The following is a 12656-nucleotide window of genomic DNA, read 5'->3' as shown; positions in this document are numbered from 1 at the left end:
CGTGCGACCGGGTTCATAGGCGAGGGAGCATCGCCGCGTCCACCGACCAACCCGCGCTTTGCCGTAAGGAAAGAAGAATTTCGCTGTTCTCCGCGCAATCATGCTGCTAGAGGCGCGGCCATGTTTCGAAAACGGGCCATTATCACCACCCGGACCGTGACGCGCCGCTAGAGGCCGGTCGCGCGGGTCCGGGCATCCGCCGCGAAACATTTCTCTCAGCGCGCCGAACCGGGCGCTGACTTCCCACCGAAGAATGACTATGTGGCTGCCCGTACTCCGGGCGGCTCGACCGCATGAAAGGGTCTATTGATGGGTTACCGTGTCGTAGTCGCAGGCGCCACCGGCAATGTCGGGCGCGAAATGCTCGCCATTCTGGCGGAGCGCGAATTTCCGATCGATGAGCTGGCCGTGCTCGCGTCCTCGCGCTCGACCGGCGACATGGTCGATTTCGGCGAGACCGGGAAACAGTACAAGATCCAGAATATCGACCATTTCGATCCGACCGGATGGGACATGGCGCTGTTCGCGATCGGGAGCGAGGCGACCAAGGTTCACGCCCCGCGCTTTGCCGCTGCCGGCTGCACGGTGATCGACAATTCGTCGCTCTATCGCATGGACCCCGATGTGCCGTTGATCGTGCCGGAAGTGAACCCGGAGGCGATCGACGGCTACAAGGCCAAGAACATCATCGCCAACCCGAACTGCTCGACCGCCCAGATGGTGGTGGCGCTGAAGCCGCTGCACGATGCCGCCAAGGTGAAGCGCGTCGTCGTCGCGACCTATCAGTCGGTGTCGGGCGCGGGCAAGGAAGGCATGGACGAGCTGTTCGAGCAGTCGCGCAACATCTTTGTCGGCGACAGCGCGGAGGCGAAGAAGTTCACCAAGCAGATCGCGTTCAACGTGATCCCGCACATCGACAGCTTCCTGGACGACGGGTCGACCAAGGAAGAGTGGAAGATGGTGGTCGAGACCAAGAAGATACTCGACCCCAAGGTCAAGGTGATCGCCACCTGCGTCCGCGTGCCGGTGTTCGTGGGGCATAGCGAGGCGGTGCATGTCGAGCTGGAGAATGAGCTGTCGGCGGAGGATGCGCAGAATATCCTGCGCGAGGCGCCGGGCATCATGTTGGTCGACAAGCGCGAGGATGGCGGGTACGTCACCCCGGTCGAATGCGTCGGCGACTATGCGACGTTTGTCAGCCGCGTGCGTGAGGATTCGACCGTCGAGAATGGCCTCGCCTTCTGGTGCGTCAGCGACAATCTGCGCAAGGGCGCGGCGCTGAACGCAGTGCAGATCGCGGAGTTGTTGGGCCGCCGGCATCTGAAGAAGGGCTGACGGCTGCTGACAGGTCTCCCCGCCGCGCAAATTTGGTGGCTGCTCGCGTGCCTTGCGGGCGTGCCGTTGAGCGCGGTGGGGGCGGCCTATCCGCCGAATACCTGGTTGCAGATGGGGCCGGTGGTGGCTGGCGTGCCGCTGGCCTGGTGGGCGCTGAGGCGCTGGCCGCTAAACAATGCCAGCGTGGCCTGTGGCTGCGCCTTCGTTCTCCTCCATTTGTTCGCGGCGCGCTGGACGTACAGCAGCGTGCCCTATGACGCATGGAGCGTGGCGCTGACCGGGGTCAGTATCGACGCAACGTTTGGATTCCACCGCAACATGTTTGACCGGCTGGTCCATTTCGCCTTCGGCCTGTGCTTCGCCGCGCCGCTGGTCGAGATCGGCACGCGCCATGCTGGGCTGACGCGGCGGATGGCGGTGCTGTTCATGGTGCTCGCCGTGCTGGCGCTGGGCGCGCTCTACGAGATTTTCGAATGGACACTGACGCTGGGCCTCAGCCCGGAGGCGGCGGACCAGTATAACGGCCAGCAGGGCGACATGTTCGACGCGCCCAAGGATATGGCGCTGGCGCTGCTGGGGTGTTTGATCCCGCTGCCTTGGCTTAATGCCCCGCCGCAGCCGGATCGTTCGCAATCCGGGCCTTTGGACGCTTGAGGAAGAGCACCAGCGGGATTGATGCGGCGGTGACGATCATCATCGCGTGGAAATCGTTGAGATAGGCGATCATCGCCGCCTGTCGCGTCACCTCTGCATTCGCCATGGCCAGCAGCGTGTCTGCCTGTCCGCCGAGATTGGTGAGCAGACTCGGGTCGAGCGTTTGCAGCCGTTCCGCCGTGATGTTCGGGGCAAGGTCGGCATGGCTGATTTGCGTGCTGCGCGCGAGGATGGTTGTGACCAGCGAGATGCCGATCGACGCGCCAATATTGCGCGACAGGTTGGTGAGGCTCGCCGCCTCGGTCCGCTGATGCGCGGGGAGGGTGGCGAAGGCCATGCCGTTGAGCGGCATGAAGATCATGCCCATCCCCAATCCCTGCACAAGTCCCGAGATGATGAACGGGGTCGATCCCATCTGGAGCGTCCAGGTGGTCATGTCCCACAGCGACCAGGCGGCGAGCGCGAAGCCGGTGCCGACCAGCAGCCGCGGATCGACTCCCCGCGCGACCAGCCGCGCCGACAGCCCCATCGTGATCAGCACGCCGACGCCGCGCGGCATCAGCAACAGCCCGGTGTCGATCACGGGATATCCGTAGAGCGTCTGGAGCATCGGCGGGAGCAGCGCCATCGTCGCCATCATCACCACGCCCACCACCTGCATGAAGGCGAGCGCGGTGACGAGGTTGCGGTTTTTCCACAGGCTGCGCTCGAACATCGGGTTCTTGCCCATCGCCATATGCACGACGAACATCCAGATCGCGGTGCCGGCGATCAGCGTCTCGATCCAGATTTCGGTCGAGGAGAACCAGTCGGCATGCTGGCCCCGGTCGAGCATCAGCTGGAGCGCGCCGATGCCGATCGCGAGCAAGGAGAAGCCGAATATGTCGAACGTCCGCTTGCGCACCGGGCGGCTGGGCAGCAGCCACCACAGGATCGCGAGGCAGATCACGCCCAAGGGCAGGTTGACGTAAAACACCCAGCGCCAGTTGAAGTTCTCGGTCAGCCAGCCGCCCAGCACGGGGCCGAGGATCGGGCCGATCATGATGCCCATGCCCCACACCGCCATCGCCTTTTGCTGGTCCTGTGGGCGGTTGATGTCGAGCATCACGGTCTGGCTGAGCGGGTTCATGAATGCCGCCGCAACCCCCTGAAGGATGCGGAAGAACACCATCTGCTCCAGGCTCTGCGCCGCGCCGCACAGGGCAGAGGCCGCGGTGAAGCCGATGATCGAGATCAGAAACAGGTTGCGTGACCCGATCCGGTCGGACACCCAGCCGGTGATCGGGATCGCGATCGCCGACGCGACGATATAGCTGGTCAGCACCCAGGTGATCGTATCGGCCGTCGCGCCGAGCGAGGTCTGCATATGCGGCAGCGCGACGTTGGCGATGGTGGTGTCGAGGATCTGGATGATCGTCGCCAGCATCACTCCGAAGGTCAGTAGGCCCTTGTTGCGCACGGGGAGGGCGGCTTCGGTGGCAGGAGTCGGGGCAGTCGCCATCAAACTGCTCCCATCGTCACCCCCGCGAAAGCGGGGGCCCATCTCCCAAGCGCGCCGCGAACCGCGCCGGTGCGGCGGATCGACAGTCCGGGAGATGGGCCCCCGCTTTCGCGGGGGTGACGGGTTGGGAGACGCATCAGGATTACTTGCGCGTATCGACGGTGACTTCGGCGGAGAGGCCGGCGATCAGCTGGCGCGGACTTTTCTCGTCGATGGCGATGCGGACGGGCACGCGCTGGGTCACCTTGACCCAATTGCCATTGGCGTTCTGCGCCGGAAGGACCGAGGTTTCGGAACCGGTCTGCGATCCGATCGACGCGACATGGCCCTTGAGCTTCAGGCCGGGATAGGCGTCGAAGCGCACTTCGGCGGGTTGGCCGACGCGCATGTCGGCGAGGTCGGTTTCCTTGAAATTCGCCTCGATCCACGACCCGCCGGAGCGGACCAACGTGACGGCGGGCAGGCCCGACATCATCATCTGGCCGACCTGAAGCCGGTCGGCCTGGCTGACCACGCCATCGACCGGGGCACGGCGTGCGGTGCGTTCGAGATCGAGCAGCGCCTTGGCACGTTGGGCGCGGGCGGCGGCAATGGCGGGATTGATCCCTGGTACCGCGCTGCCGCTCGAAAGCTTGGCGCGGGCCTCCTGTGCATCCGCGAGCGCGCTCTGATAGCTGGCGCGGGCCTGTTCGACCGAGTGCTGCGCTTGTTCGAAGCGTGCGCGGGTGGTGAAGCCGCGATCCATCAACGCCTTTTGCCGCGCATAATCCTCCTGCGCCGACGCGATCCGGTCCTGCGCGGCCTGAATGTCCGCGCCGGTGCCGACATAGCTGGCCTGCATCGTCGTCACCTGAACCTGCGCATTGGCGATGGCGGCGTCGGCCTGTGCCAGCGCGATGCGATAGGGTTCGGGGTCGATGCGGAAGAGGATGTCACCGGCCTTGACGCTCTGATTTTCCTTCACCGCGACCTCGACGATGCGGCCCGCGACATCGCTCGCCACCGACACCTTGTCCTGCTGGACATAGGCATTGTCGGTCGAGACGGTGCCGCCAGACAGCGACCACCACAAAGCGATGGCGGAGATGACCACTAGCGGCACGCCGAACATCAGGATGGGGCGGAGCAGACTACGCGTAGGCTTTGCTGGCGGCGCTTCGGATGCGGTCGTGGTTTCGATGCGGGGGTCGGCTTCAGCCATTGGCGGCCTCGTTGGACTGGCCGGTCGAGAGATTGTCGCGCAGCTGTTCGAGCAGCGCGTGAAGCTTTGCCTGATCGTCGGGAGCGATGCCCTCGGCGGCGTCGATAAACAGCGCGTCGGCAATAGACTTGAGCTGGAGCAGGATCGGCTGGGCGGCGTCGGTCAGGTGGATGCGCCAAACGCGGCGGTCGCCCGGATCGCGGCGGCGTTCGACCCAGCCGGCTTCCTCCAGCCGGTCGATCATGCGGCCTAGGGTGATCGGTTCGACCTCCAGTAGTTCGGCGAGCATGCCCTGGTTGCTGCCTTCATGCCGCTTGAGCACGCTGAGCGTTCGCCATTGCTGGCGGGTGACGCCGATGAGACGCGCGCGTTCGTCGAAGCGCTTGCGGAGCAGGCGGGAGACGTCGCTGATCAAGAACCCAAGTGAGTCGGTCATAAGCGGCGACATAATAAGCCTGCTTATAAAATGCTAGTGATATAAGTTGCGAATTGCGACTGATTCGATTGCGTTCAACGCAACCGCCGACGCTTTCGCGCGGGGCCAATCCGGTGCAGAGAACTGCGATGACCGAGACTTTCGAGAGCTTCGACGGCCAGACCCTGGCCTGGCGCGAGATGGGGCAGGGGCGGCCGGTGGTGCTGATCCACGGCTATTTCTCCGACGCGCAGACCAACTGGATCAAATATGGCACCGCCGCGAAGCTGGTGGATGCGGGGTTCCGGGTTATCATGCCGGACCTGCGTGCGCATGGAGACAGCGCGCGACCGCATGATCCCGCCGCCTATCCGCCCGACGCGCTGGCGCAGGATGCGGAGGCGCTGATCGCGCATCTGAGGCTGACCGATTATGATCTGGGCGGCTATTCGCTCGGTGCGCGCACCACAATGCGGGTGTTGGCGCGCGGCATTGCGCCGACGCCGCGGCGGGTGATCCTGTCGGGGCTGGGCGACGAGGGGGTGACCGATACCGGCCGCCGCGCGGGGATTCTTCCGCCGCGTGCTGACCGGCTTCGGCAGCTTCGTGCGCGGCGACAAGGAATTCATGTCGCAGGCATTCCTCAAGACCACCGGCGGCGACCCGGTGGCACTGCTCGGTATCCTCGATACGTTCGTCGATACGCCGCCCGAAGCGGTGGCCATGCTCGACGTGCCGGTGCTGGTGGTCGCGGGGGCGGAGGATGACGAGGTGGGGTCGTTCACCGGCCTAGCCGCGATGCTGCCCGACGCGCGCTTCGTCGAGATTCCGGGCAACCACATGAGCGCGGTGACGCGGCCCGAACTGGGCGATGCGATCGTAACATTTCTGACCGCTTGACCCGGTCGGGGGCCGGGCGCAGGTTGCGCGCCATCCAAACTAGACAATCGAGGGATTGATGATCCGCACCGGAATTTCGACGATCGCGCTCGCCCTGTTGCTGGCCGGGCCGGGGGCTGCACAGAGCCAGAAGGCCGCTGCACCGAGCGCGGGGGCGGCGACCCCGGCCGGAGCCGATGCGTTCCTGAAGCGCGCCGAGGCCGAGTATAAGGAATACTCGCTCGATGCCGCGCGGATCGCATGGCTGTACGCCACCTACATCAACGACGACACCTCCGCGCTGGTCGCGAAGAGCGGAGCGAAGGGGACCGAGATGGCGGTCCGCTTCGCGCTGGAGGCGGCGAAGTATGACAAGGTTCAGGGCCTGTCGCCCGACACGCGGCGTCAGCTGAACATCCTGCGCTCGCGCATCACCTCGCCCGCGCCGACGCGCGAGGGCGCAGCGTCGGCACTCTCGCAGCTGCAGACCGACATGCAGACCGTCTATGGTACGGGCAAGGGGACGCTGAAGGGCCAGCCGATCAGCGGCAGCGACATCGAAGCGGCGATGGGCACCAATCGCAATCCCGACGAACTGAAGGAGATGTGGACCAGCTGGCACGACAATGTCGGTGCGCCGCAGCGTCAGGACTATCAGCGCGCGGTCGGGCTGCTGAACGAGGGTGCGCGCGAGCTGGGCTACAAGGATGTCGGGTCGATGTGGCGGTCGAATTACGACATGCCGCCGGAGGAGTTCGCCAAGCTCACCGACAAATTGTGGAACGAAGTTAAGCCGCTGTACGAGTCGCTGCACACCTATGTCCGGTGGAAGCTCAACGAGAAATATGGCGACGCGGTTCAGTCGAAGACCGGCCCGATCCGCGCCGACCTGCTCGGCAACATGTGGGCGCAGGAATGGGGCAATATCTATGACGTGGTCGCGCCGCCGGGATCGGGCGATGTCGGCTACGATATTGGCGAGCTGCTGGTCGCGAAGGATTATGACGCAATCAAGATGGTGAAGACCGGCGAGGCGTTCTACTCCTCGCTCGGGCTCGATCCGATGCCGGAGACGTTCTGGAAGCGGTCGCAGTTCTTGAAGCCCGCCGACCGTGAAGTGCAGTGCCATGCGTCGGCGTGGAACCTCGACGATGTCGACGATCTGCGCATCAAGATGTGCATCAAGGTCAATTCTGACGACTTCATCACGATCCAGCATGAGCTGGGGCATAACTATTATCAGCGCGCCTATAACAAGCTGCCGATCCTGTATCGCGACGGGGCCAATGACGGCTTCCACGAGGCGATCGGCGACTTTGCGGCGCTGTCGATCACGCCGGACTATCTGGTTCAGGTCGGCCTACTCGACGAGAGCAAGGTGCCGAGCGCGGACAAGGATACCGGGTTGCTGCTGCGTCAGGCGATGGACAAGGTCGCGTTCCTGCCGTTCGGACTGCTGATCGACAAATGGCGCTGGGGCGTGTTTTCGGGCGGCATTCCGGCGGGCGGCTATCAGGGCGCATGGGACGCGCTGCGGCTGCAATATCAGGGCATCGTCCCGCCGGTGAAGCGCGACGAGACGAAGTTCGATCCCGCCGCGAAATATCATATCCCGGCGAATGTGCCCTATACCCGCTACTTCCTCGCGCGGCTGCTGCAGTTCCAGTTCTACAAGGCGGCGTGCGATCAGGCCGGGTGGCAAGGGCCGCTTCACCGCTGTTCCTTCTATGGGAACAAGGAGGTCGGTGCGAAATTGAACGCGATGCTGGAGATGGGATCGTCCAAGCCCTGGCCCGACGCGCTCGAGGCGTTCACCGGCAGCCGCGAGATGTCGGGCGCGGCGATGGTCGAATATTTCGCGCCGCTCAAGGGATGGCTCGACGAGCAGAACAAGGGCAAGCCGACGGGCTGGTAACAGAAAGGGCCGCCCCGAGATGCTCGCGGCGGCCCTTTCCTTTTGACGGGTGAGCGCGGCTACTTGCCCGCCTTGTCCTTGGGCTTGGGCGCGGCGGCATCTTCCGGCCCGCCCTGACCCTTTTGCACCGCATAAAAGATACCCGCGACCGCCGCACCGATCGCGGCGACGCCGCCGATCACGGTCGCGAAGAAATTGCGGTCGCCCATCTTCTCGCGCGTTTCCGACACAAACTGTACGGGCGTTGATTCGGTAACGGTCTGCGCGGCAGTCTGCGCGGCCGACGAGACCTTGGCGGCAGCGGCCTCGACGGCGGCACGGGGCCGGCTGGCGGCGCTATTGCGAGTCGAGGCGCGCGGCTTTGCCGTCGCGGCAGGCTTGCGCGCGGCGGCGGTGCGGCGCGGTGGCGGGGCCTTGTCGGCGACGGCAGGAGCCTTGGCGGCCGGCTTGGGCGCGGTGGTCTTCTTGGCCGGCGTGGCGGGCTTCTCCGCAACAGCCTTTTCGGCCACAGGCTTCGGCGCGGCCTTCGGCTTGGCCGGAGCCTTGGCTTTGGTGGGCGCCTTTGCCTTGGCTGGAGCGGCTTCCTTGGCTTCAGTCGCCTTGGCGGCGGCGGGCTTGGCGGCGGCCTTGCGCGGCCTGGCCGGAGCCTTGGCCTTGGTTGGGGTGCCGTCTTCGTTCGATGTGGTCGGGGCTTTCGCCATCACGCAACTCCAGTGGTTTCGTGTCTGTAACCAACCTGAGGCAATTCGGTTTCCCGCGTCAATCTTTTCCGGTTCCAGTTCCACTGGAACGTTGCAGCACTGGCCCGCGCGAGCGGAAAACCTAACGGAACGGCGGCTCGTTGAACGCGCGCAATTTCCGGCTGTGCAGCTTCGCCCCTTCGCGGCGCAGCTCCTCGCACGTCTCGATCCCGATCTTGAGATGCTCGGCGATTGCGCGCTCGTAGAAGCGATTTGCCTGGCCGGGGAGCTTGAGTTCGCCGTGGAGCGGCTTGTCCGACACGCAGAGCAGGGTGCCGTAAGGAACGCGGAAGCGATAGCCCTGAGCCGCCAGCGTCGCGCTCTCCATGTCGACGCCGACCGCGCGGCTCAAGGAGAAGCGCAGCGCAGAGCGCGAGAAGCGCAATTCCCAGTTGCGGTCGTCGGTGGTGACGATCGTGCCGGTGCGCAACCGGCGCTTGAGCTCGTCGCCCGACTGGCCCGACACCGTCTCCGCCGCGCGGGCGAGCGCCTGTTGCACTTCCGCAATCGCGGGGATCGGGATTTCGGGGGGCAGGACGTCGTCGAGCACATGGTCGTCGCGCAGGTAGGCGTGCGCGAGAACGTAGTCGCCGATCCGCTGGCTCGGGCGCAAGCCGCCGCAATGGCCGATCATCAGCCATGCTTCTGGGCGGAGCACGGCGAGGTGGTCGGTGATCGTCTTCGCGTTCGACGGGCCGACGCCGATATTGACCAGCGTGATCCCGCTGCCGTCCTCCGCCATCAGGTGCCAGGCGGGCATCTGGTGGCGCCGCCAGGCGCTGTCGGTCAGCAGCATCTCGGGATCGTCGCCGGCCTTGAAAATCATGCCGCCCGGCCCGGACACGCCGGTAAAGCGGCTGCCTTCGCCAACCTGCTCCGACGCCCAGCGGACGAATTCGTCGACATAGCGGTGATAGTTGGTGAACAGGATATACTGCTGCACATGCTCGGTCGGGGTGCCGGTATAGTGGCGCAGCCGCGCGAGGCTGAAATCAGTGCGCAGAGCATCGAACAGTGCGAGCGGACGGGTGCCGTCCTGGCTGATCCAGCTGCCATCGGCGATCTCGTCGCCGATATGCGCCAGCTCGGTCGCCGGGAAATGCCGCGCGAGTTCGAGCACCGACACCTGATCCATCTTCAGCACATGGCTGGGGTCGATGACATAGGGGAAGGGGATTTCCTGCCGCCCGGTGGTCGCACTGACCTCGACGTCATAATCCTCGATCAACAGGGTCAGCTGTTCGACCAGATAGTCGGCGAACATCGCGGGGCGGGTGACGCTGATTGCATAGTCGCCGGGTTCGACCAGTCGGCCGAAGCTGCGCGCCGGGGTCGGGCGGTCCACTTCGTTGCGATAGCGGACGCGGATTTCGGGATAGGCGAAGCTGCCGTCGGTGCGGCGCTCCGGATCCGGGGCGATCCCCTGGGTCAGATAGAGATCAAGGGCCTCACGCAGGCGGGTGACGGAGGCGGTGTGCAGCCGATCCAGTTCGGCGACGATTTGTTCTGCTTGTGTCATCTTCAACGGCTAATTTGCCGCGATGACGTTGGCAAGACAGGATGGGGACAAGACATGATGGGGCACGCAGATCCGACAGGACCGGCGTGCCCCAGCGCCTCACTTGGTTTCGTCGTCCTTGTCCAGCAGCTTGCTGACGCCGAACGCGGCACCTGCAACTGCGGCAGCCGCGCCTGCGGCGATCGCCGCAGCCGCGACGGGGGTTCTTCTTCGCTGCGTCGACGACATCGTCGAACGCGCCGCTGATCGCTTCGCCCGCGTCGGTCAGGGCTTCTTTTGCCTGGCTGAACAGCGACTCGTCGGCTGCGGCTTCGGTGGTGGTTTCGGTGGTCGCCGGGGTGGCGGCGGGCTTGGTCTCGGTGGTCATTTCGGGGTCTCCCTTCCACAGTGACAACAGCTTCGCCGCACGCCGGTTCCCCCGTCAACGGCGAACCGGCGCGCGACCGAAACCGTTAGAGGTTTTCGAGCAGATGTTCGGCCGAGCTGACCTTGAACTCGCCGGGTGCTTCGACGTGCAGCTGCTCGACGATGCCGTCGTTGATCAGCATCGAATAACGCTGGCCGCGCATACCCATGCCGAATTTGCTGCCGTCGAACTCGAGGCCGACTGCCTTGGCGAACGCGCCGTTGCCGTCCGACAGCATCGTGACGTCGCCCGCGTCGGCGCTCTTTGCCCACGCACCCATGACGAAGGGATCGTTGACCGCAGTGCATGCGATCTCGTTCACGCCCTTGGCCTTGAGATCATCTGCCTTCTCGACATAGCCGGGCAGGTGGCGCGCCGAGCAGGTCGGGGTGAAGGCACCGGGAACCGAGAAGAGCGCAACCTTGCGGCCCGCGAAATATTCGTCCGAGCTGACCTGCTCGGGTCCATTCTCGGTCGCCTTGACGAAATTGGTGCTGGGTACGCGATCGCCGATCTTGATCGTCATCTGGGTCTCCTCTCGCTCCGCGGAACTGCGGGTTGGCGTCCAAGTGGCATGATCGCGGCGATTTTCAAGCGTGGCGGAGCCGATCGCACGGGACTATGTTGAAGCAGACATGGAAGAGACCAGCTTTCTGACCGGGCAAATCCTGCTCGCACTCCCGGGAATCGGCGACCCCAGGTTCGAGCGGGCGGTAATCGCAATCTGCGCGCATGACGCGGAAGGGGCGCTGGGCGTCGGTATCGGTCGCGAGCTCGACGGGCTGAGCCTGCACGACTTGCTCGGCCAGTTCGAAATCGATCCGGGCGTCGCGCCCGATGCGCCGGTCCATTTCGGCGGACCGGTCGAGCCGCAGCGTGGGTTCGTGCTGCATTCGACCGATTGGGGCGGGCAGGACACCATTGACGTGGCGGGCCGCTGGGCATTGTCAGGGACAATCGACGTACTGCGCGCGATCGCGGATGGCACGGGGCCGTCGCGCTGGATCGTCGCGCTGGGCTATGCCGGCTGGGCCGAAGGGCAACTCGATGCGGAGTTGACGCGGCATGGCTGGTTCAATGTGCCGGGCGACGCGGCTTTGCTCTATGACGTGGCGGCGGAGCGTCGATGGGAGCGTAGTTTTGCGCGTGCCGGGATCGACCCGCGCCTGCTGGCGAACGACGCGGGCACCGCCTGACTGCGTGCGCACAAATGCCGGGCTGACAGACGGCGCGCGGCAGTGCAGGAGCGGCGCATGAGCCATCCACTCGACCGTCCGATCTGGTCCTCACTCGCCACCGGCTGGGCAGCTATCGCCGAGGGAACGCCTGCGGCGTTGCGGGTCGACCGCAATATCGGGCTGTTCGGTGCGACCGCGGACGAGTCGCCGGAGAGCCTGGCCGCGCTGGATGCGCTGGTGCCCGAGGATGGCGAGCTATGGCTCGTGGAGCGCCAGCCGTGGAAGGTACCCGACGGCATCCGCCTGGCGAAGGAGGGGCTGGCGGTGCAGATGGTGCTCGACGCGCTCGTTCCCGACGATCGCGCGGTGCCGGACATCGTCCCGCTCGACGATGCCGATGGTGCCGAGATGTTCGCGCTGGCCACGCTCACCGAGCCCGGCCCCTATGTCCGCCACAGCAACCGGCTGGGCGGTTTTGTGGGGGTCAAGGTCGATGGACAGCTTATCGCGATGGCGGGCGAACGGATGCGATTGCCGGGCTATGCCGAGATCAGCGCCGTGTGCACCCATCCTGACTGGCGCGGCCGCGGGCTGGCGGGGCACCTTACCCGTCATGTCGCCAACGTGATCCTGGCGCGCGGGGAGACCCCCTTTCTGCACTGCTATGCCAGCAATCGCGCCACCATCGCGCTGTACGAAAGAATGGGGTTCCGCATCCGCACAGACATCCGCGCATTGATCCTTGCGCGAATGCCGACGGTCTGAACGCCTATTTCCGGGCCTTCGCTTCTGCCGCGCTTGGGGATCGCGCGACAGCCCACCGATCATCTCATCCGGGCTCACCCCGGTGCGCAGCCATTTGGTCACTTCGACCACGCTGCCGAACCGCCGCTTGCGCCAGTGCGGGGACATA

General features: G+C 65.2%; 14 protein-coding genes. 8 read left to right on the top strand and 6 right to left on the bottom strand.

The genetic code is table 11. The features are described 5' to 3' along the window. Positions 1-309: 309 nt before the first annotated feature. Both LRS12_RS18095 and LRS12_RS18090 read left to right on the top strand, forming a co-directional pair. Complete coding sequence (locus LRS12_RS18095; RefSeq protein ID WP_257845882.1) at positions 310-1335, top strand: aspartate-semialdehyde dehydrogenase; 1026 nt, start codon at positions 310-312, stop codon at positions 1333-1335. Between the two features lie 75 nt (positions 1336-1410). Then, a complete protein-coding gene (locus LRS12_RS18090; RefSeq protein ID WP_257846189.1) occupies positions 1411-1989 on the top strand; it encodes a DUF2238 domain-containing protein in 579 nt (192 codons plus the stop codon). Here the strand turns inward: LRS12_RS18090 and LRS12_RS18085 are convergent. The 3 genes from LRS12_RS18085 to LRS12_RS18075 all read right to left on the bottom strand — a co-directional run bounded on the left by LRS12_RS18085 (position 1937) and on the right by LRS12_RS18075 (position 5127). Further along, a complete protein-coding gene (locus LRS12_RS18085; protein WP_257845881.1) occupies positions 1937-3490 on the bottom strand; it encodes a DHA2 family efflux MFS transporter permease subunit in 1554 nt (517 codons plus the stop codon). The genes LRS12_RS18090 and LRS12_RS18085 overlap by 53 nt on opposite strands. A 142-nt stretch (positions 3491-3632) precedes the next feature. Next, positions 3633-4691 (bottom strand): HlyD family secretion protein, encoded by a 1059-nt coding sequence (locus tag LRS12_RS18080; RefSeq protein WP_257845880.1) that lies wholly within the window; start codon positions 4689-4691, stop codon positions 3633-3635. Next, a complete protein-coding gene (locus LRS12_RS18075; RefSeq protein WP_257845879.1) occupies positions 4684-5127 on the bottom strand; it encodes a MarR family winged helix-turn-helix transcriptional regulator in 444 nt (147 codons plus the stop codon). Before LRS12_RS18075 ends, LRS12_RS18080 begins: the two co-directional genes overlap by 8 nt. A gap of 128 nt (positions 5128-5255) precedes the next feature. Between LRS12_RS18075 and LRS12_RS18070 the strand changes: the two genes are divergently transcribed. The 3 genes from LRS12_RS18070 to LRS12_RS18060 are packed head-to-tail and all read left to right on the top strand — an operon-like array spanning position 5256 to position 7900. Further along, positions 5256-5873: an alpha/beta fold hydrolase gene (locus LRS12_RS18070; RefSeq protein ID WP_257845878.1), complete on the top strand. Its 618-nt coding sequence runs from the start codon at positions 5256-5258 to the stop codon at positions 5871-5873. Then, the gene (locus tag LRS12_RS18065) at positions 5824-6006 is read left to right on the top strand and encodes an alpha/beta fold hydrolase (RefSeq protein WP_257845877.1); all 183 of its coding nucleotides are present in this window, start codon (positions 5824-5826) and stop codon (positions 6004-6006) included. Before LRS12_RS18070 ends, LRS12_RS18065 begins: the two co-directional genes overlap by 50 nt. 58 nt (positions 6007-6064) lie before the next feature. Next, the gene (locus tag LRS12_RS18060; RefSeq protein ID WP_257845876.1) at positions 6065-7900 is read left to right on the top strand and encodes a M2 family metallopeptidase; all 1836 of its coding nucleotides are present in this window, start codon (positions 6065-6067) and stop codon (positions 7898-7900) included. Positions 7901-7959: 59 nt separating this feature from the next. On the opposite strand, the gene LRS12_RS18055 is transcribed toward LRS12_RS18060, so the two are convergent. Together LRS12_RS18055 and LRS12_RS18050 are read right to left on the bottom strand one after the other, a co-directional pair. Further along, a complete protein-coding gene (locus tag LRS12_RS18055) occupies positions 7960-8601 on the bottom strand; it encodes a hypothetical protein (RefSeq protein WP_257845875.1) in 642 nt (213 codons plus the stop codon). Between the two features lie 121 nt (positions 8602-8722). Continuing rightward, positions 8723-10159, bottom strand: a complete 1437-nt coding sequence (locus LRS12_RS18050; protein WP_257845874.1) for an AMP nucleosidase — start codon at positions 10157-10159, stop codon at positions 8723-8725. A 130-nt stretch (positions 10160-10289) separates the two neighbouring features. Between LRS12_RS18050 and LRS12_RS18045 the strand changes: the two genes are divergently transcribed. Further along, positions 10290-10550 (top strand): hypothetical protein, encoded by a 261-nt coding sequence (locus tag LRS12_RS18045; RefSeq protein ID WP_257845873.1) that lies wholly within the window; start codon positions 10290-10292, stop codon positions 10548-10550. 61 nt (positions 10551-10611) lie between these two features. Here LRS12_RS18045 and LRS12_RS18040 read toward each other — a convergent pair whose 3' ends face one another. After that, complete coding sequence (locus tag LRS12_RS18040; protein WP_257845872.1) at positions 10612-11091, bottom strand: peroxiredoxin; 480 nt, start codon at positions 11089-11091, stop codon at positions 10612-10614. Positions 11092-11200: 109 nt separating this feature from the next. Between LRS12_RS18040 and LRS12_RS18035 the strand changes: the two genes are divergently transcribed. After that, entirely contained in the window at positions 11201-11761 is a 561-nt protein-coding gene (locus tag LRS12_RS18035; RefSeq protein ID WP_257846188.1) for a YqgE/AlgH family protein, read from the top strand. A 57-nt stretch (positions 11762-11818) separates the two neighbouring features. Then, positions 11819-12508 carry a GNAT family N-acetyltransferase gene (locus LRS12_RS18030; protein WP_257845871.1) on the top strand — a complete coding sequence of 230 codons (690 nt, stop codon included), beginning with the start codon at positions 11819-11821 and terminating at the stop codon, positions 12506-12508. Positions 12509-12656: the final 148 nt, after the last annotated feature.

Source organism: Sphingomonas sp. J344 (assembly GCF_024700005.1).
Taxonomy (GTDB): domain Bacteria; phylum Pseudomonadota; class Alphaproteobacteria; order Sphingomonadales; family Sphingomonadaceae; genus Sphingomonas.
Note: the sequence above shows the minus strand (reverse complement) of the source record. Positions and strands in the feature narration are given on the sequence as shown.